General features: G+C 62.0%; 17 protein-coding genes and 1 tRNA gene. 17 read left to right on the plus strand and 1 reads right to left on the minus strand.

From position 1 onward, the window contains the following. Nucleotides 1–99: 99 nt before the first annotated feature. Nucleotides 100–354 (minus strand): DUF2790 domain-containing protein, encoded by a 255-nt coding sequence (locus E8E68_RS26280; protein ID WP_003254526.1) that lies wholly within the window; start codon nucleotides 352–354, stop codon nucleotides 100–102. Nucleotides 355–752: 398 nt separating this feature from the next. Between E8E68_RS26280 and acs the strand changes: the two genes are divergently transcribed. From acs to E8E68_RS26365, 17 genes are all read left to right on the plus strand, one after another. Next, complete coding sequence (gene acs, locus E8E68_RS26285; RefSeq protein WP_110743659.1) at nucleotides 753–2714, plus strand: acetate--CoA ligase; 1962 nt, start codon at nucleotides 753–755, stop codon at nucleotides 2712–2714. A 507-nt stretch (nucleotides 2715–3221) separates the two neighbouring features. Further along, entirely contained in the window at nucleotides 3222–4007 is a 786-nt protein-coding gene (locus E8E68_RS26290; protein WP_110743658.1) for an ABC transporter substrate-binding protein, read from the plus strand. 88 nt (nucleotides 4008–4095) lie between these two features. Next, nucleotides 4096–4785, plus strand: a complete 690-nt coding sequence (locus E8E68_RS26295; protein WP_003254523.1) for an ABC transporter permease — start codon at nucleotides 4096–4098, stop codon at nucleotides 4783–4785. Beyond that, the gene (locus E8E68_RS26300; protein WP_110743657.1) at nucleotides 4782–5480 is read left to right on the plus strand and encodes an ABC transporter permease; all 699 of its coding nucleotides are present in this window, start codon (nucleotides 4782–4784) and stop codon (nucleotides 5478–5480) included. The genes E8E68_RS26295 and E8E68_RS26300 overlap by 4 nt, the downstream gene beginning before the upstream one ends. A gap of 22 nt (nucleotides 5481–5502) precedes the next feature. Beyond that, on the plus strand, nucleotides 5503–6267 hold the full coding sequence (locus E8E68_RS26305) for an ABC transporter ATP-binding protein (RefSeq protein ID WP_016711851.1): 765 nt from the start codon (nucleotides 5503–5505) through the stop codon (nucleotides 6265–6267). Nucleotides 6268–6365: 98 nt separating this feature from the next. Beyond that, nucleotides 6366–7346: a transcriptional regulator ArgR gene (gene argR / locus E8E68_RS26310; RefSeq protein ID WP_266028853.1), complete on the plus strand. Its 981-nt coding sequence runs from the start codon at nucleotides 6366–6368 to the stop codon at nucleotides 7344–7346. A gap of 308 nt (nucleotides 7347–7654) precedes the next feature. After that, nucleotides 7655–8875 (plus strand): aspartate aminotransferase family protein, encoded by a 1221-nt coding sequence (locus tag E8E68_RS26315; RefSeq protein WP_110743655.1) that lies wholly within the window; start codon nucleotides 7655–7657, stop codon nucleotides 8873–8875. A gap of 135 nt (nucleotides 8876–9010) precedes the next feature. Continuing rightward, on the plus strand, nucleotides 9011–10030 hold the full coding sequence (gene aruF / locus E8E68_RS26320; RefSeq protein WP_110743654.1) for an arginine/ornithine succinyltransferase subunit alpha: 1020 nt from the start codon (nucleotides 9011–9013) through the stop codon (nucleotides 10028–10030). A 78-nt stretch (nucleotides 10031–10108) separates the two neighbouring features. Beyond that, a complete protein-coding gene (gene astA, locus E8E68_RS26325) occupies nucleotides 10109–11137 on the plus strand; it encodes an arginine N-succinyltransferase (RefSeq protein WP_280346194.1) in 1029 nt (342 codons plus the stop codon). After that, nucleotides 11138–12601 (plus strand): succinylglutamate-semialdehyde dehydrogenase, encoded by a 1464-nt coding sequence (gene astD, locus E8E68_RS26330; protein WP_280346196.1) that lies wholly within the window; start codon nucleotides 11138–11140, stop codon nucleotides 12599–12601. It begins immediately after the preceding gene. A gap of 23 nt (nucleotides 12602–12624) precedes the next feature. Then, nucleotides 12625–13974, plus strand: coding sequence for an N-succinylarginine dihydrolase (astB, locus tag E8E68_RS26335; RefSeq protein ID WP_280346199.1), 1350 nt, complete (start codon nucleotides 12625–12627; stop codon nucleotides 13972–13974). Between the two features lie 13 nt (nucleotides 13975–13987). After that, nucleotides 13988–14278, plus strand: a complete 291-nt coding sequence (locus E8E68_RS26340) for a topoisomerase II (protein ID WP_110743650.1) — start codon at nucleotides 13988–13990, stop codon at nucleotides 14276–14278. 10 nt (nucleotides 14279–14288) lie between these two features. After that, nucleotides 14289–15296: a succinylglutamate desuccinylase gene (astE, locus tag E8E68_RS26345; protein ID WP_266028856.1), complete on the plus strand. Its 1008-nt coding sequence runs from the start codon at nucleotides 14289–14291 to the stop codon at nucleotides 15294–15296. A 305-nt stretch (nucleotides 15297–15601) separates the two neighbouring features. Then, complete coding sequence (gene alaS, locus E8E68_RS26350) at nucleotides 15602–18226, plus strand: alanine--tRNA ligase (RefSeq protein ID WP_146230340.1); 2625 nt, start codon at nucleotides 15602–15604, stop codon at nucleotides 18224–18226. A 102-nt stretch (nucleotides 18227–18328) separates the two neighbouring features. Further along, a complete protein-coding gene (locus tag E8E68_RS26355; RefSeq protein ID WP_110743647.1) occupies nucleotides 18329–19564 on the plus strand; it encodes an aspartate kinase in 1236 nt (411 codons plus the stop codon). Nucleotides 19565–19731: 167 nt separating this feature from the next. Continuing rightward, complete coding sequence (csrA, locus tag E8E68_RS26360) at nucleotides 19732–19920, plus strand: carbon storage regulator CsrA (RefSeq protein WP_003254503.1); 189 nt, start codon at nucleotides 19732–19734, stop codon at nucleotides 19918–19920. A gap of 72 nt (nucleotides 19921–19992) precedes the next feature. Further along, nucleotides 19993–20083 (plus strand) — tRNA-Ser (locus E8E68_RS26365). The last annotated feature ends 166 nt before the right edge of the window (nucleotides 20084–20249 follow it).

The raw sequence follows: 20249 nt of genomic DNA on the forward strand, positions 1-20249 counted from the left end.
GCTCCCACAGGTAATACGCTGTACTCTGGCTGAGCGCATTACCTGTGGGAGCGGCCTTGTGTCGCGATAGGGGCCCGCAGGGCCCCCGATTCCAAGGTATCAGCCGTTAGAGCAGCCGTTCCCCATCACGCGGTATTCGAGAATGTGCTTCTGGCCCTGGGAGTCCTCGTAGGTCATGCGCGCTGGCACGACTTCGCACACATTGGGCACTTCGCTCATCGAGATGACGCGGGCAATGTCCAGGTGCTGCGAGTAACTGTACTGTTCAACCGGAATCTGCTCGGCATCTTTGGCTTCGCCGGCCATCGCCGCGCCGCAAAGACTGCCAAGTACCAATACCAGTAAAGCTTTCATTTTCTATTTACCTGTCTAAGGTCGTGAGGGGGCACGCGGCGCTTATGGCGCCGCGAGTACAGCAAGTTTTAACTATCGGAATGAGAGGGAGATTAACGTGTGCCTTCGTGGGGGCTGTTACCAGTTGTTAATCGCCTTGCCGTTGCTGGCGAGGTGAATTTTAGGGCTGTGCACAAGGCTGAAACAGTGGGTGTTTTGATAAAGTGTTTTGGCAGAATCTGTAACAATCCGCTGTCAATGCCGGTCGGTTTCTTTCTGTGCGGGCTGTAATGCGCATGCCAGAGCGCTTTGCCGGGACGGTCGTGCCAAATTACTACCAACGTCGAATGGCTTTTGTCGCTCTGGTACAGTTACAAACGGTTCCATACAAAAACAACTATTACACCGAGGTAACACAGATGAGTGCGGCTCCACTGTATCCCGTTCGTCCCGAGGTTGCGGCCACTACCCTGACCGACGAGGCCACCTACAAGGCCATGTACCAGCAATCGGTGATCAACCCGGACGGCTTCTGGCGCGAGCAGGCCCAGCGTATCGACTGGATCAAGCCGTTCACCAAGGTCAAGCAGACCTCCTTCGACGACCACCACGTCGATATCAAATGGTTCGCCGACGGCACTCTGAACGTCTCCTCCAACTGCCTGGACCGTCATCTCGAAGAGCGCGGCGACCAGCTGGCCATCATCTGGGAAGGCGATGACCCTTCCGAACACCGCAACATCACCTACCGCGAGCTGCACGAGCAGGTCTGCAAGTTTGCCAACGCCCTGCGTGGCCAGGACGTACACCGCGGCGACGTGGTCACCATCTATATGCCGATGATCCCCGAAGCCGTGGTCGCCATGCTGGCCTGTGCCCGTATCGGTGCGATCCACTCGGTGGTGTTCGGCGGCTTCTCGCCCGAGGCGCTGGCCGGCCGTATCATCGACTGCAAGTCCAAGGTGGTGATCACTGCCGACGAAGGCCTGCGCGGTGGTCGTCGTACCCCGCTCAAGGGCAATGTCGACCTGGCGCTGACCAACCCTGAAACCAACAGTGTGCAGAAGATCATCGTGTGCAAGCGCACCGGTGGTGACATCGCCTGGCACCAGCACCGCGACATCTGGTACGAAGACCTGATGAAAGTGGCCTCCAGTCACTGCGCACCGAAAGAAATGGGTGCCGAGGAGGCACTGTTCATCCTGTATACCTCTGGCTCGACCGGCAAGCCCAAGGGTGTGCTGCACACCACTGGCGGTTACCTTGTGTATGCCGCGCTGACCCATGAGCGCGTATTCGACTACCGCCCGGGCGAGGTGTACTGGTGCACCGCCGACGTGGGTTGGGTCACCGGCCACAGCTATATCGTCTACGGCCCGCTGGCCAACGGCGCCACTACGCTGCTGTTCGAGGGGGTGCCGAACTACCCGGACATCACCCGCGTGTCGAAGATCGTCGACAAGCACAAGGTCAACATCCTCTACACCGCGCCAACCGCTATCCGCGCCATGATGGCCGAAGGGCAGGCTGCTGTTGAGGGGGCTGATGGCTCCAGCTTGCGCCTGCTGGGGTCGGTGGGTGAGCCGATCAACCCTGAGGCGTGGAACTGGTACTACAAGACCGTGGGCAAGGAGCGTTGCCCGATCGTCGACACCTGGTGGCAGACCGAGACCGGCGGCGTACTGATCAGCCCGCTGCCGGGGGCCACGGCGCTGAAGCCGGGCTCGGCGACTCGCCCGTTCTTCGGTGTGGTGCCGGCGCTGGTGGACAACCTGGGCAACCTGATCGATGGTGCTGCCGAGGGCAATTTGGTGATCCTCGACTCGTGGCCGGGCCAGTCGCGTTCGTTGTACGGCGACCACGACCGTTTCGTCGATACCTACTTCAAGACCTTCCGTGGCATGTACTTCACCGGCGACGGTGCGCGCCGCGACGAAGATGGCTACTACTGGATCACTGGGCGTGTGGATGACGTGCTCAACGTCTCCGGCCACCGCATGGGCACTGCGGAGATAGAGAGCGCGATGGTGGCCCACGCGAAGGTGGCCGAGGCTGCGGTAGTGGGTGTGCCGCACGACATCAAGGGGCAGGGTATCTATGTGTACGTCACCCTGAATGCCGGTGTAGAGGCCAACGAGCAGCTGCGCCTGGAGCTGAAGAACTGGGTGCGCAAGGAGATCGGCCCCATCGCTTCGCCGGACGTGATCCAGTGGGCGCCGGGGTTGCCGAAGACCCGTTCGGGCAAGATCATGCGCCGTATCCTGCGCAAGATCGCCACGGGTGAGTACGATGCGCTGGGCGACATCTCGACCCTGGCTGACCCGGGTGTGGTGCAGCACCTGATCGATACCCACAAGGCCATGAACCTGGCTTCGGCCTGACCGTCGCGTCGCATACGATCCCGTAAAGTTTGAGGCAGTCCACAAACCCCGCCCGGGCAACCGGCGGGGTTTTTGCTTTACTGTTACCCGACAATCATCGGTAACCGTTCTGTCACCGCCCCTGCACACTATCGGGGCTTCAGGAAACAATTCCGGCCCGTTTCGGTGCATTCCTTTAGCCATTTTGTGCAACACAGCACGCTACACTTGCCGTAGTTCAAGGCTTTGCCAATAATAGGCCCAGGAATTGCTAGGTCTATAGGTTCTATTTCTTGCGCTTTTGCATATTTTGCAATGGCTGTCAACATCGCCCGCAGCGGTTTCAGGCGCTTCTGTAAGTAGTTGTCGCTTTGAAGAAATATCGACTACCGGGCTGTCGTTAAAATGCCACTCACTCGCTCGTGGTATGCGGCCTTGGTCGAACCCTGCGCGGCTCGCGTTGTACTCATTCGCATATCGGGCAGCCGTTACCTGCCTTGTATTGCCCCGTACCGATGGAGTTACCTGATGAAGAAGCTTGCACTGCTTGGCGCCCTGGCGCTGTCCGTGTTTTCCCTGGTATCGCACGCCGATGAAAAGCCGCTGAAAATCGGCATCGAGGCTGCCTACCCACCCTTCGCCTTCAAGCAACCTGACGGCAGCATCGCCGGCTTCGACTACGACATCGGCAACGCCCTGTGCGAAGAGATGAAAGCCAAGTGCACCTGGGTCGAGCAGGAATTCGATGGCCTGATCCCGGCGCTGAAAGTGCGCAAGATCGACGCCATCCTGTCGTCCATGTCGATCACCGAAGACCGCAAGAAATCGGTCGACTTCACCAAGCGCTACTACCTGACCCCGGCACGCCTGGTGATGAAGGACGGCACCAGCGTCAGCGACAGCCTGGATGAACTCAAGGGCAAGAAGATCGGCGTGCAGCGCGGCTCGATCCACGACCGCTTCGCCAAGGAAGTGCTGGGTGCCAAGGGTGCCACCGTTGTTCCTTACGGCACTCAGAACGAAATCTACCTGGATGTGGCAGCCGGCCGCCTCGATGGCACCGTGGCTGACGCTACCTTGCTGGAAGACGGCTTCCTCAAGACCGACGCCGGCAAGGGCTTCGCCTTCGTAGGCCCGGCCTTCACCGACGCCAAGTACTTCGGTGACGGCATCGGCATTGCCGTGCGCAAAGGCGACAAGGCCAACGTCGACCGCATCAACGCGGCCATCGACGCCATCCGTGCCAACGGCAAGTACAAAGAAATCGAGAAGAAGTACTTCAACTTCGACATCTACGGTCCAGACTCGAACTAAGGCGTCGGGTTTCACCTGTGCAATGGTGCAAACAGCAGAGGCTCTGAGGTTTGCACCATTTTTCATTCTCTAGGTCGAGGACCTCATCATGTTGAAAGGCTACGGGGCAGTCATCCTCGACGGGGCGTGGCTGACGCTGCAGCTCGCCCTGTCGTCGATGGCCCTGGCCATCGTGCTCGGCCTGATCGGTGTGGCGCTGCGCTTGTCGCCGGTGCGCTGGCTGGCCTGGCTGGGCGACCTGTATTCCACGGTGATCCGTGGCATTCCGGACCTGGTCCTGATCCTGCTGATCTTCTACGGCGGGCAAGACATCATCAACCGGGTGGCACCGCTGCTCGGCTACGAAGACTACATTGACCTGAACCCGCTGATCGCGGGCATCGGTACCCTGGGCTTCATCTTTGGCGCCTACCTGTCGGAAACCTTCCGTGGCGCGTTCCTGGGCATCCCCAAGGGCCAGGCCGAGGCCGGCGTGGCCTATGGCATGAGCCCGCGGCAGGTGTTCTTCCGCATCCAGGTGCCGCAAATGATTCGCCTGGCCATTCCGGGCTTCACCAACAACTGGCTGGTACTGACCAAGGCCACCGCGCTGATCTCGGTCGTCGGCCTGCAGGACATGATGTTCAAGGCCAAGCAGGCGGCCGATGCCACCCGCGAGCCTTTCACCTTCTTCCTGGCTGTGGCGGCGCTGTACCTGGTGCTGACCAGTGTCTCGTTGCTGGCGCTGAAGTATCTGGAGCGCCGCTACTCGGTGGGCGTCAAGGTGGCTGAACTATGATTTTCGACTACAACGTCGTCTGGGAGGCACTGCCGCTGTACTTCGGCGGCCTGCTGACCACCCTCAAGCTGCTGGCGATTTCGCTATTTTTCGGCCTGTTGGCGGCCATACCGCTGGGCCTGATGCGGGTGTCCAAGCAGCCGCTGGTCAACATGACCGCATGGCTGTACACCTACGTGATTCGCGGTACGCCAATGCTGGTGCAGCTGTTCCTGATCTACTATGGCCTGGCCCAGTTCGAGGCTGTGCGGGCAAGCGTATTCTGGCCGCTGCTGTCCAGCGCCACCTTCTGCGCTTGCCTGGCGTTCGGCATCAACACCAGTGCCTACACCGCCGAGATCATTGCCGGCAGCCTGAAGGCCACGCCGCACGGCGAAATCGAGGCGGCCAAGGCCATGGGCATGTCGCGCATGAAAATGTACCGCCGTATCCTGCTGCCATCGGCCCTGCGCCGGGCGCTGCCGCAGTACAGCAACGAAGTGATCATGATGCTGCAGACCACCAGCCTGGCGTCGATCGTTACCCTGATCGACATCACCGGTGCCGCGCGCACGGTCAATGCCCAGTACTACCTGCCTTTCGAGGCCTACATCACGGCGGGCGTGTTCTACCTGTGCCTGACCTTCATCCTGGTGCGCCTGTTCAAGATGGCCGAACGCCGCTGGCTCGGCTACCTGGCGCCGCGCAAGCACTGACCGCTTTGTGAGAATCGACAGCATGTACAAACTCGAAGTCCAAGACCTGCACAAGCGCTATGGCAGCCACGAAGTGCTCAAGGGCGTGTCGCTGGCGGCCAAGGCCGGCGACGTCATCAGCATCATCGGCTCCAGCGGTTCGGGCAAGTCGACCTTCCTGCGCTGCATCAACCTGCTGGAGCAGCCGCACGCCGGCAAGATCCTGCTCAACAACGAAGAACTGAAGCTGGTCGCCGGCAAGGACGGCGCGCTGAAGGCTGCCGACCCGCGCCAGCTGCAGCGTATGCGCTCGCGTCTGTCGATGGTGTTCCAGCACTTCAACCTGTGGTCGCACATGACTGCACTTGAAAACATCATCGAAGCGCCGGTGCATGTGCTGGGCGTGAACAAGAAGGAAGCCCTGGAAAAGGCCGAGCATTACCTGGCCAAGGTGGGTGTTGCCCATCGCAAGGATGCCTTCCCGGGGCACATGTCCGGTGGTGAGCAACAACGTGTGGCAATTGCCCGTGCGCTGGCCATGGAGCCGGAGGTCATGCTGTTCGACGAGCCGACCTCGGCGCTCGACCCGGAGCTGGTCGGCGATGTGCTGAAGGTGATGCAGGCGTTGGCGCAGGAAGGCCGAACCATGGTCGTGGTCACCCACGAAATGGGTTTTGCCCGCGAGGTGTCCAACCAGTTGGTGTTCCTGCACAAGGGCCTGGTGGAAGAAACCGGCTGCCCGCGCGAAGTGCTGGCCAACCCGCAGTCGGAGCGCTTGAAGCAGTTCCTTTCGGGCAGCCTGAAGTAAAAGCTGCATTTTTGCACCAGAATAGGGCATGCTGCGCGGCGAGCGCAGCCTGACCCGGCGCACAGACTCGAACGACCTCAGGTTTCGGACCGTACCCTATGAGCACCCAGCGAATCGGTTTTCTCATCTGGCCCAGCACCAGGCCTTTGACCCTGGCGCTGGCCGAGGAAGTGTTGCAGGTGGCGCAGCGGGTGCATCCGGATGTCGTCTACGAAATGGCCTTCCTGCAGGCCGAGCCTGCCCAGGAGGGTGCCTGGCGATTGCCGGGCGAACCGTGGAACGGCCGCCTGGAGGGCTACCACAAATTGTTCCTGCTGGCTGACGAGCCGCCTGTGGCGGTGGGTGCTGCATTGTCGGCGGCGCTCAAGCAGCTGGCACGCAGTGGCTGCATGATCGGCGGGCTGTCTGCCGGGGTGTATCCGCTGGCGATGCTGGGCCTGCTCGACGGTTATCGGGCGGCCGTGCATTGGCGCTGGCAGGATGACTTTGCCGAGCGCTTCCCCAAGGTCATCGCCACCAGTCACCTGTTTGACTGGGACCGCGACCGCCTGACGGCTTGCGGCGGCATGGCCGTGACCGACCTGCTGCTGGCAGTGTTGGCGCGCGACCATGGTGCGGAGCTGGCCGGTGCGGTGTCGGAGGAGCTGGTTGTCGAGCGTATCCGCGAAGGCGGCGAGCGCCAGCGCATTCCGCTGCAGAACCGCCTGGGCTCCAGTCATCCCAAGCTGACCCAGGCGGTGTTGCTGATGGAAGCCAACATCGAAGAGCCGCTGACCACCGACGAAATTGCCCAGCACGTGTGCGTTTCGCGCCGGCAGCTGGAGCGCATCTTCAAGCAGTACCTGAACCGCGTGCCGAGCCAGTACTACCTGGAGCTGCGGCTGAACAAGGCGCGTCAGATGCTGATGCAGACCAGCAAATCGATCATCCAGATTGGCTTGTCCTGTGGTTTCTCCTCGGGGCCGCATTTCTCCAGTGCGTATCGCAACTTCTTTGGTGCGACGCCGCGCGAAGACCGTAATCAGCGTCGCAGCAGCAGCCCGTTTGAGTTGAGCTCGGCGCCGGCTGAAAAAGGCTGAGCTTTCGGGAGGGCGGATATCGAGCGCCACGCGGGCGGCGCTCGATATCCGGCACAACACAAAAACAACGCCTCACACCCGCGACCCTCTCCACTTTGCCTGTGAACACCCGTTCACCCAGCCCCCGCTCTCCCGTACACTGCGCGATTGCGACAGTGTTTGTCGCATTGCCGAAAGCCTTGTCAAAACTGGGTTTTGCGCTGTAACAAGTTGTCGCTTGGCCGCAAGGACAGGCGCGGATCAGTCCTTACAATCCCCCCATCGCTTGCCACTTCCAGGCCAGCGTTCCTCTTCAGGAGACTCATCAGATGTCCGTTGAGCAAGCCCCGGTGCAACGTGCCGATTTCGACCAGGTCATGGTCCCCAATTATTCTCCGGCGGCCTTCATTCCTGTGCGAGGCGAGGGTTCCCGTGTCTGGGACCAGTCGGGTCGCGAGCTGATCGACTTTGCCGGCGGCATCGCGGTAAATGCTTTGGGCCACTGCCACCCGGCACTGGTCAAGGCCCTGACCGAACAGGCCAACACCCTCTGGCACGTCTCCAACGTATTCACCAACGAGCCGGCCCTGCGCCTGGCGCACAAGCTGGTGGACGCCACCTTTGCCGACCGTGCGTTCTTCTGCAACTCCGGTGCCGAGTCCAACGAGGCCGCCTTCAAGCTGGCCCGTCGCGTTGCCCATGACCGCTTCGGCCCGGAAAAGCACGAAATCATCGCCACCGTGAACAGCTTCCACGGCCGTACCCTGTTTACCGTCAGTGTCGGCGGCCAGCCGAAGTACTCCGATGGTTTCGGCCCGAAGATCACTGGCATCAGCCACGTGCCCTACAACGACCTGGAAGCGCTGAAGGCACAGATTTCCGACAAGACCTGCGCCGTGGTGATCGAGCCGATCCAGGGCGAAAGCGGCGTGGTGCCGGCCGACAAGGCCTACCTGGAAGGCGCGCGCAAGCTGTGTGACGAGCACAACGCCCTGCTGATCTTCGACGAGGTGCAGACCGGCGTAGGCCGTACCGGCTCGCTGTATGCCTACCAGCACTTCGGCGTGACCCCAGACATCCTGACCAGCGCCAAGAGCCTGGGCGGTGGTTTCCCGATCGGCGCCATGCTGACCACCAGCGAGCTGGCCAAGCACCTGGCTGTCGGTACCCACGGCACCACCTACGGCGGCAACCCACTGGGCTGCGCCGTTGCTTGCGCGGTACTGGACGTGGTCAACACCCCTGAAACCCTGGCTGGCATCAAGGCCAAGCACGCGCGTTTCAAGACCCGCCTGGAGCAGATCGGCCAGAAGTACAGCCTGTTCAGCCAAGTGCGCGGCGTTGGCCTGCTGCTGGGCTGCGTGCTGACCGAAGCCTGGCAGGGCAAGGCCAAGGACGTACTCAATGCCGCCGAAAAGGAAGGCGTGATGGTGCTGCAGGCCGGCCCGGACGTGGTTCGCTTCGCGCCAAGCCTGGTAGTGGAAGACGCCGATATCGATGAAGGCCTGGACCGCTTCGAGCGTGCCGTGGCTACCCTGACCCAAGGCTGATACGCCTGCGGTCCCTTCGCCGGCCCCGGCCAGGGTTGTGCCGGGCCGGCGATACCCGATTCCAGTGCAGGTGCCCGTGTGCCTGCCGTTTTTCCGTGCCGCCATGAGCGGCCCGTATTCCAAAGGAGTGACACCATGCTGGTGATGCGCCCCGCGCAAATGGCTGATCTGAACGAAGTGCAGCGCATGGCTGCAGACAGCCCCATTGGTGTCACCTCGCTGCCGGACGACACCGCTCGTCTGGGCGACAAGATTGCCGCCTCCGAGACTTCCTTCGCCGCAGAGGTCAGCTTCAACGGTGAAGAAAGCTACTTCTTCGTGCTCGAAGACAGCGAGACCGGCAAGCTTGCCGGCTGCTCGGCCATCGTCGCTTCGGCCGGCTACTCCGAGCCGTTCTACAGCTTTCGTAACGAGACCTTCGTGCATGCCTCGCGCGAGCTGAAAATCCACAACAAGATTCACGTGCTGTCGCTGTGTCATGACCTCACCGGCAACAGCCTGCTGACCAGCTTCTATGTGTTGCCGGAGCTGGTGAACAGCGGCTGGGCGGAGCTCAACTCGCGCGGTCGCCTGCTGTTCATGGCGGCACACCCGGAGCGCTTCGCCGACTCGGTAGTGACCGAGATCGTCGGCTACAGCGACGAGCAAGGCGAATCACCGTTCTGGGATGCCATCGGGCGCAACTTCTTCGACCTCAACTATGCCCATGCCGAGCACCTGTGCGGCCTGAAGAGCCGTACCTTCCTCGCCGAACTGATGCCGCATTACCCGATCTATGTGCCGCTGCTGCCTGACCTGGCGCAGGAAGCCATGGGCCAGGTGCACCCGCGGGCGCAGATCACCTTCGACATCCTCATGCGTGAAGGCTTCGAAACCGAACACTACATCGACATCTTCGACGGCGGCCCGACCTTGCATGCGCGCACCTCGGGCATTCGCTCGATCGCCCAGAGCCGGGTGGTGCCGGTGAAGATCGAAGAGGCGCCGGCCAAGGGCGGGCGCCCTTATCTGGTGTGCAACGGCCAGTTGCAGGACTACCGCGCGGTATTGCTGGACCTCGACTGGGTGCCGGGCAAGCCGGTCAGCCTGAGCGTGGCTGCAGCCGAAGCGCTGGGCGTGGGCGAGGGCGCCAGTGTGCGCCTGGTGGCGGTCTGAGGTCTGGCAACAGACGTTTCGGGATTGATGCGTTAGCAGAGTTTCGCGCCGGCCGATGCCGCCGCACAAGGAGATAGCATGATCGTTCGTCCTGTACGCAGCAGCGATTTGCCTGCGTTGATCGAATTGGCACGCAGCACCGGTACTACCGGGCTGACCACGCTGCCGGCCAACGAAGAGCGCCTGCGGCATCGCGTTGGCTGGGCGGAAAAGAGCTTCCGCGGCGAAGCCGAGCGTGGCGACACCGACTACCTGTTCGTGCTGGAAAACGTCGAGGGCATGGTGGTGGGTATCAGTGCCATTGCCGGTGCCGTCGGCCTGCGCGAGCCTTGGTACAACTACCGCGTCGGCCTTACCGTCAGTGCTTCGCAGGAGCTGAAGATCTATCGCGAAATCCCCACGCTGTTCCTGGCCAACGACCTGACCGGCAACTCCGAGCTGTGCTCGCTGTTCCTGCGCAGCGACTACCGCTCCGGGCTCAACGGGCGCCTGCTGTCGCGTGCGCGCATGCTGTTCATCGCCGAGTTCCCCGAGCTGTTCGGCAAGAAGATCATCGCCGAAATGCGCGGTATGTCCGATGAGCAGGGCCGCTCGCCGTTCTGGGAAAGCCTGGGCCGGCACTTCTTCAAGATGGAGTTCAGCCAGGCCGACTACCTTACCGGCGTAGGCAACAAGTCGTTCATCGCCGAGCTGATGCCCAAATTCCCGCTGTATACCTGCTTCCTGTCCGAGGCGGCGCGCAACGTGATAGGTCGTGTGCACAAGGACACCGAGCCGGCGCTGGCCATGCTCAAGCAGGAAGGTTTCAACTACCAGGGCTACGTCGACATCTTTGATGCCGGCCCCGCCATCGAATGCGACACCGCCAGGATCCGCGCGGTGCGCGAGAGCCAGACCCTGGTACTGGCGGTCGGAACGCCGGGCGATGACGCTACCCCCTACATCATTCATAACCGCAAGCGCGACGACTGCCGCATTACCGCTGCACCCGCGCGGCTGGCCGCCGGCACGCTGGTGGTCGACCCGCTGACTGCCAAGCGCCTGCGTATGGGCGCCGGCGACAATGTGCGCGCCGTGCCGCTGTCGGCTAGCCGGGAGGCCCAATAAATGACCACGCATTACATTGCCGGTAATTGGCAGGCCGGCCAGGGCGAAACCCTGCAGTCGCTGAACCCGGTGACCCAGGCCGTGATCTGGCAAGGGCAGGGCGCAGATGCCCGTCAGGTGGACGCCGCCGTGCAGGCTGCGCGTCAGGCTTTCCCGGCGTGGGCGCAATTGAGCCTTGAGGCACGCATTGATGTCCTGGAGAAATTTGCCGCGCAGTTGAAGGTGCATGCCGAAGCCATGGCCCAGTGCATTGGCGAGGAAACCGGCAAGCCGCTGTGGGAGTCGGCGACCGAAGTCACCAGCATGATCAACAAGGTGGCCATCTCGGTACAAAGCTACCGTGAGCGCACGGGCGAGAAAAGTGGCCCCCTGGCTGACGCCACGGCGGTGCTGCGGCACAAGCCGCACGGCGTGGTGGCGGTGTTCGGGCCCTACAACTTCCCCGGCCATTTGCCCAACGGCCACATCGTGCCGGCGCTGCTGGCCGGCAACTGCGTGGTGTTCAAGCCCAGCGAGCTGACCCCCAAGGTTGCCGAACTGACCGTCAACTGCTGGATCGCCGCCGGCCTGCCGGCGGGTGTGCTCAACCTGCTGCAAGGCGCGCGTGAAACCGGCGTGGCGCTGGCTGCCAACCCGGGTATCGATGGCCTGTTCTTCACCGGCTCCAGCCGCACCGGCAACCTGCTGCACCAGCAGTTCGCCGGGCGCCCGGACAAGATCCTCGCCCTGGAAATGGGCGGCAACAACCCGTTGGTGGTCGATGAGGTCAAGGACGTCGATGCGGCGGTGTACACCATTATCCAGTCAGCGTTCATTTCCGCCGGCCAGCGCTGCACCTGCGCGCGGCGCCTGCTGGTACCGCAAGGTACCTGGGGTGATGCGCTGATCACCCGCCTGGTCGAGGTGTGCAAAACCATCACCGTGGGGGCATTCGATGAGCAGCCGGCGCCGTTCATGGGCTCGGTGATTTCGCTGCAGGCGGCCCGGGCACTGATGGCGGCCCAGGCTGAACTGGCTGCCAAGGGGGCGGTGAAACTGCTGGAAATGACCCAGCCGCACGCCGATGCCGCGCTGCTGACCCCGGGTATTGTCGATGTCTCCGCGGTGGTTGAGCGCCCGGACGAAGAGTTCTTTGGCCCGCTGCTGCAAGTGATCCGCTACCCCGACTTCGACGCCGCCATCGATGAGGCCAACAACACCCAGTATGGCCTGGCCGCCGGGCTGCTGTCCGACTCGCGCGCCCGCTACCAGTACTTCTGGCTGCGCAGCCGTGCCGGCATCGTCAACTGGAACAAGCAGCTGACCGGCGCCGCCAGCACTGCGCCGTTCGGTGGCGTCGGTGCCAGTGGCAACCACCGTGCCAGTGCCTATTACGCGGCTGACTACTGCGCTTACCCCGTGGCTTCGCTGGAGGCCGCCAGCCTTGCCTTGCCGGCGACCCTGACGCCGGGCGTCACCCTATAACAACAGGTCACGGAGCCTAGCCGATGAAATCCTATGAAGTGAATTTTGATGGCCTGGTGGGGCCTACCCACAACTACGGCGGCCTGTCCTATGGCAACGTGGCTTCGCAGAGCAACAGCCAGCAGGGGTCCAACCCGCGAGAGGCCGCGCGCCAAGGGCTGGCGAAGATGAAGGCGCTGGCCGACATGGGCTTCAAGCAGGGCGTACTGGCGCCGCAGGAGCGCCCGGACGTGGCCGCGCTGCGCCGCCTGGGCTTCAGTGGCAGCGATGCCGAAGTGATCCAGCGGGCTGCCAAGGAAGCCATGCCGTTGCTGGTGGCCAGTTGCTCGGCATCAAGCATGTGGGTGGCGAACGCCGCCACGGTCAGCCCCAGCGCCGACACGGCCGATGGGCGCGTGCATTTCACTGCCGCCAACCTCAACTGCAAGTACCACCGCAGCATCGAGCACCCGACCACCAGCCGCGTGCTCGGCGCCATGTTCAACCATGAGCAACACTTTGCCCACCATGCAGCGCTGCCTGCCGTGGCACAGTTCGGTGACGAGGGCGCTGCCAACCACACGCGCTTCTGCCGCGACTATGGCGAAGCTGGCGTGGAGTTTTTCGTCTATGGCCGCAGTGCCTTCGACAACCGTTACCCGGCACCGCAGAAATACCCGGCCCGGCAAACCCTGGAGGCCTCGCAAGCCGTGGCCCGGTTGCATGGGTTGAGCGATGACGGTGTGGTCTACGCTCAACAGAATCCGGCGGTGATTGACCAGGGGGTGTTCCACAATGACGTAATTGCGGTGGGGAACGGGGAGGTGCTGTTCTACCACGAGGACGCGTTCCTCGAGACCGACGCGGTACTCGGCCAGCTGCAAGCTAAACTGGCCAGCAAGGGTGGCAACTTTCAAGCCATCTGCGTGCCCCGGGCGGCGGTGACGGTAGAGGACGCGGTGCGTTCCTACCTGTTCAACAGCCAGCTGCTCAGCCGTGATGACGGCTCCATGCTGCTGGTGGTGCCGGAAGAATGCCGCAACAACGAGCGGGTCTGGGCCTACCTCGGCCAGCTGACCAGCCAGGGCGGCCCGGTGAAGGAGGTCAAGGTGTTCGACCTCAAGCAAAGCATGCAGAACGGCGGTGGGCCGGCTTGCCTGCGTTTGCGTGTGGCATTGAAGGAAACGGAACTGGCGGCGGTCAACCAAGGCGTTATCATGACCGCCCCGCTGTACGACACCCTGTTGCAGTGGGTCGACAAGCACTATCGCGACCGCCTCGTCGAGGCGGACCTGGCCGACCCGCAACTGCTGCTGGAATGCCGTACGGCACTGGACGACTTGACCCAGATCCTGAAGTTGGGCTCGGTGTACCCGTTCCAACGCCAACCTTGAAGAGAGAATTGTAATGACCGACGCCCTGCGCCTGATCCTCGAAGACGAAGACGGCACCCAGCTGGAAACCTCCTGCACCCGGTTCGCCGTAGTGTGGCAAGGCAAGGAAGTGTGGATTCAGCAGGACGGCCGTGGCCAGTTGCTGATCGGCGTGGATGTCGAGGAAGACGACACCGAGTACGCCAACTTGCTGCTGCGCCCGATGGCCACCAACCTGGTCAGCCTGCAGCTGGAAATGGAGCCGGCCGAAGTCGCTGAAGACGACGATCACGTCCATGGCCCCGACTGCGGCCATACACACTAAGGAAGTCCCTATGCTCGCCCTTGGCAAATTGCTTGAGCTGACCCTCACCGATCACGAACCGGCCGAGAAGACCCAAGTGACACCCAAGGGGGCGCGTTTGCGCTGGTTGGGAGAGGGCGCACTCGAGGTGCGCCCGGCCGAAACCGATGATTGCGGGCTGGACTTGCTGTTGTCGGCCGGCATCCATGGCAACGAAACGGCGCCGATCGAGTTGCTCGAACGGCTGCTGCACGGCGTGGCCAATGGCAAGATAAAGCCCAAGGCGCGGGTGTTGTTCCTGTTCGGCAACCCACCGGCAATCCGCAAGGGCGAGCGCTTCATCGAGCAGGACATCAACCGCCTGTTCAATGGCCGGCATGAGCTGTCCAGCGGGTTTGAGGCATTGCGTGCTGCGGAGCTGGAGCAATTCGCCCGGGTATTTTTCAGCAAGCCGGGGCGCAGTCGCCTCCATTACGACCTGCACACTGCCATCCGGGGCTCAAAGATCGAGCAGTTTGCCTTGTACCCTTATAAGGAAGGGCGCAAGCATTCCCGCCGCGAGTTGGCACGGCTGGCCGCAGCGGGCATGGAGGCCGTGTTGCTGCAGAGCAAGTCGTCCATCACCTTCAGCGCCTTCACCTACGAGCAGCTGGAAGCAGAAGCTTTCACTCTGGAGCTGGGCAAAGCACGCCCGTTCGGCCAGAACGAGCAGGTCAACCTCGACAAGCTCGAAGAGCGGCTTATCCGCATCATCGAACATACCGAGCCAGAGGGTGAGGGCTCGCTGGATGGTCTGCAGCTGTTCAGTGTCGCCCGCGAGATCATCAAGCACAGCGACAGTTTCCACCTGCACCTGCCAGCGGACATCGAGAACTTCTCCGAGCTGAGCAAGGGCTACCTGCTGGCTGAAGACCTGGCCGAGATGCGTTGGGTGGTCGAGGAGGAGGGCGCGCGCATCATCTTCCCCAACCCCAAGGTCAGGAACGGCCTGCGCGCCGGGATCCTGATCGTGCCGGACTCTGGGCAGCGGCTGGGCTGAGGCGGGGGTCACCCGCTTCGCGGGTGATGCAGTTTCGGATCCTATCCATGATGAAAACCTTTTAATTCACCGCCTGTTCCATTTTCCCTCCCCATAAGCGGTAATTGGCTTGCCAGTGGCGAAACACAGGATTTAGCATCCGGTCATGTCGTTTTCGTTTGCATAGCCCGAAAAACCGTCCAAACGATGGTTTCAATCGTATAAACACACTGCATCGAGACCGCAGGACCGATATAATGCGGCCCTTTGCCGTCGTTTCGTCGACGCGTTTGCCCAACAGGGCCGCCGTTTCCGTGGAAGAACCTATGAAAAGCGCAGAAATCCGTGAAGCCTTCCTTCGCTTCTTCGAAGAGCAGGGCCATACCCGAGTCGCCTCCAGTTCGCTGATCCCGAACAACGACCCGACCCTGCTGTTCACCAACGCAGGCATGAACCAGTTCAAGGACTGCTTCCTCGGCGCAGAGAAGCGTGCCTACACCCGTGCGGTCAGCAGCCAGAAGTGCGTGCGGGCGGGCGGCAAGCACAACGACCTGGAAAACGTCGGTTACACCGCGCGTCACCATACCTTCTTCGAAATGCTGGGCAACTTCAGCTTCGGCGACTATTTCAAGCGCGATGCCATCACGTTCGCCTGGACGTTCCTGACCTCGGACAAATGGCTGAACCTGCCCAAGGAAAAGCTCTGGGTCACCGTCTACGCCACTGACGACGAAGCCTACGACATCTGGACCAAGGAAGTTGGCGTGCCGGCAGAGCGCATGGTGCGCATTGGCGACAACAAGGGCGCGCCATACGCTTCCGACAACTTCTGGACCATGGGCGATACCGGCCCGTGCGGCCCTTGCACCGAGATCTTCTACGACCACGGCGCGGATATCTGGGGCGGCCCACCCGGCTCGCCAGAAGAAGACGGTGACCGCTACATCGAGATCTGGAACAACGTCTTCATGCAGTTCAACCGCACCGCCGATGGCGTGCTGCACCCGCTGCCAGCCCCGTCGGTGGACACCGGCATGGGCCTGGAGCGCGTCAGCGCCGTGCTGCAGCACGTGCACTCGAACTACGAGATCGACCTGTTCCAGAACCTGCTGGCTGCCGCAGCCAAGGCCATCGGTTGCAGCAATGACGGCCAGGCCTCGCTGAAAGTGGTCGCCGACCACATCCGTTCGTGCGGCTTCCTGATTGCCGACGGCGTGCTGCCGTCCAACGAAGGCCGCGGGTACGTACTGCGCCGCATCATTCGCCGCGCTTGCCGCCACGGCAACAAGCTGGGCGCCAAGGGCAGCTTCTTCTACCAGATCGTTGCGGCCCTGGTCGCCGAAATGGGCGAAGCCTTCCCGGAGCTGAAGAGCCAGCAGGCGCACATCGAGCGCGTGCTCAAAGCCGAAGAAGAGCAGTTCGCCAAGACCCTGGAGCAAGGCCTGCGCATCCTCGAGCAGGACCTGGCCCAGCTGCAGGGCGACGTGGTACCGGGCGACGTGGTGTTCAAGCTGTACGACACCTACGGCTTCCCGATGGACCTGACTGCCGACATCGCCCGTGAGCGCGAGCTGACCATCGACGAAGCCGGCTTCGAGCGTGAAATGGACGCCCAGCGTGAGCGTGCCCGTTCCGCCAGCGCCTTCGGCATGGACTACAACAGCCTGGTCAAGGTCGACAGCGCTACCGAGTTCCTCGGTTACGACGCCACCGAGGGCCAGGGCAAGATCATCGCCCTGTACAAGGACGGCCAGTCCGTTGACCAGCTGGGTGAAGGCGAGCAGGGCGTTGTGGTGCTCGACCGCACGCCGTTCTACGCCGAGTCCGGTGGCCAGGTCGGTGATAGCGGCTTCCTGCAGGCAGGTGCTGCACGCTTTGACGTGCGTGATACCACCAAGACCGGCGGCGCCTTCCTGCACCACGGCGTGGTGGCCAGCGGTGCGCTGCTGATCGGTTCGCCAGTCGAGGCCAAGGTCGATGCCGACGTTCAGCACGCCACCTCGTTGAATCACTCCGCCACCCACCTGTTGCACGAAGCATTGCGCCAGGTGCTGGGCGAGCACGTACAGCAGAAGGGTTCTCTGGTCGACAGCCAGCGCCTGCGTTTCGACTTCAGCCACTTCGAAGCGGTGAAGCCGGAGCAGATCAAGCAGCTGGAAGACATCGTCAACCGCGAGATTCGCAAGAACACCCCGGTTGAAACCGAGCTGACCGACATCGAAACCGCCAAGGCCAAGGGCGCCATGGCGCTGTTTGGCGAGAAGTACGGCGACACTGTGCGTGTGCTGAGCATGGGCGGCGATTTCTCGGTCGAGCTGTGCGGCGGTATCCACGCCAAGCGCACCGGTGACATCAGCCTGTTCAAGATCATCAGCGAAGGCGGCGTAGCCTCTGGTGTGCGCCGCATCGAAGCGGTTACCGGTGCTGCTGCGCTGGCCTACCTGAACGCTGCCGAAGAGCAGGTCAAGGAAGCGGCGCAACTGGTCAAGGGTAACCGCGACAACCTGATCGACAAGTTGTCGGCTGTGCTTGAGCGCAACCGCCAGCTGGAGAAGCAGCTGGAACAGCTGCAGGCCAAGGCCGCCAGCGCCGCCGGGGATGATCTCTCCAACGCGGCCGTTGAGGTCAAGGGTGCCAAGGTCCTCGCCGCCCGCCTGGATGGGCAGGATGGCAAGGCCCTGCTGGCCCTGGTCGATCAGCTGAAGAACAAGCTCGGCCACGCAGTGATCCTGCTGGGCAGCGAGCATGAGGGCAAGGTCGTGCTGGTGGCCGGCGTGACCAAGGACCTCTCCAGCCAACTCAAGGCTGGCGATCTGATGAAGCAAGCCGCTGCGGCGGTGGGTGGCAAGGGCGGTGGCCGTCCGGACATGGCCCAGGGTGGTGGCGTCGACGTCGCTGCACTGGACCAGGCCCTGGCGCTGGCCGTGCCATTCGCAGAGCAGGGACTTTGAGATGAAGGGGTGGAGGGGCCAGTCGCCACACAGGCCACTCCCGTCCACCCCTTCATGTTGGATTGTTTTTTGGGGCCCTGTATGGGCTGAGGCACCATTGAAATGGCGTTGATCGTACAGAAATTTGGCGGCACCTCTGTCGGTTCCATCGAGCGGATCGAGCAGGTAGCCGAAAAGGTCAAGAAACACCGTGAAGCGGGCGACGATCTGGTAGTTGTGCTGTCGGCCATGAGCGGTGAAACCAATCGCCTGATCGACCTGGCCAAGCAGATCACCGATCAGCCGGTTCCGCGTGAGCTGGACGTGATCGTGTCGACCGGTGAGCAGGTCACCATCGCCCTGCTGACCATGGCCTTGATCAAGCGTGGTGTGCCAGCGGTGTCCTACACCGGCAACCAGGTGCGCATTCTCACCGACAGCGCGCACAACAAGGCGCGCATCCTGCAAATCGACGACCAGAAGATTCGTGCCGACCTCAAGGAAGGCCGCGTGGTCGTGGTTGCAGGCTTCCAGGGTGTGGACGAGCACGGCAGCATCACCACCTTGGGTCGTGGTGGCTCCGACACCACCGGCGTGGCCTTGGCGGCGGCGTTGAAGGCTGACGAGTGCCAGATCTACACCGATGTCGATGGCGTCTACACCACTGACCCGCGCGTTGTGCCACAGGCCCGTCGCCTGGAGAAGATCACCTTTGAAGAGATGCTGGAAATGGCCAGCCTCGGCTCCAAGGTGCTGCAGATCCGTTCTGTGGAGTTTGCCGGCAAGTACAACGTTCCGCTGCGCGTGCTGCACAGCTTCAAAGAGGGTCCAGGTACCCTCATTACCATTGATGAAGAGGAATCCATGGAACAGCCGATCATTTCCGGTATCGCCTTCAACCGTGATGAAGCCAAGCTGACCATTCGCGGCGTGCCGGACACCCCGGGCGTGGCCTTCAAGATCCTCGGCCCGATCAGTGCTTCGAACATCGAAGTGGACATGATCGTGCAGAACGTTGCTCACGATAACACCACCGACTTCACCTTTACCGTACACCGCAATGAGTACGAGAAGGCGCAGAGCGTGCTGGAAAACACCGCCCGCGAAATCGGTGCCCGTGAAGTGATCGGCGACACCAAGATCGCCAAGGTCTCGATCGTCGGTGTCGGCATGCGTTCGCACGCTGGTGTTGCCAGCTGCATGTTCGAAGCCCTGGCCAAGGAGAGCATCAACATCCAGATGATCTCCACTTCCGAAATCAAGGTTTCGGTGGTGCTCGAAGAGAAGTACCTGGAGCTGGCCGTTCGCGCGCTGCACACCGCGTTCGATCTCGACGCCCCGGCCCGACAGGGCGAGTAAGGCGCTGCCCTTGAAGGGCGCGGCCGGTGCCGCGCCCTTCGTGTTTCTGCGCGCCGTACAGGCCCTGTCCTGCACTGTGTGGCGCGTAACCGGGCCAGGTCGTCGTCCGCGACCGGCCCTGATACCCCAGACTGTTACCCCTGAATGTTTTGCGTAAGGAGAAAGCTATGTTGATTCTGACTCGTCGGTGCGCCGAGAGCCTGATCATTGGAGACGGCGAGATCACCGTGACGGTGCTCGGCGTAAAGGGCAACCAGGTGCGTATTGGCGTCAGCGCCCCGAAAGAAGTGGCTGTTCACCGCGAGGAAATCTACCTGCGGATCAAGAAAGAGAAGGATGAAGAGCCAAGCCTTTAATTTTTTTGAAGTTTTTTTCAAAAAAAGGGTTGCAAAGGTGAAAGAGGTTCTTTAATATTCGCCTCGTGTTGCGGTGAGGTGGCCGAGTGGCCGAAGGCGCTCCCCTGCTAAGGGAGTATACCTCATAAGGGTATCGGGGGTTCGAATCCCCCCTTCACCGCCATTATTTGCGTAGGGCGCTGTAAACGGTAAGAGCGCTAAGTAGTTGTTTTACAACGAAAAGCTTCTTGCAAAAATGTTTCAGCGACCTATAATGCGCGGCAAGACACGGACTCATAGCTCAGCTGGATAGAGTACTCGGCTACGAACCGAGCGGTCGCAGGTTCGAA

The sequence above is a fragment of the Pseudomonas sp. BN607 genome, from assembly GCF_029871175.1.
GTDB lineage: Bacteria > Pseudomonadota > Gammaproteobacteria > Pseudomonadales > Pseudomonadaceae > Aquipseudomonas.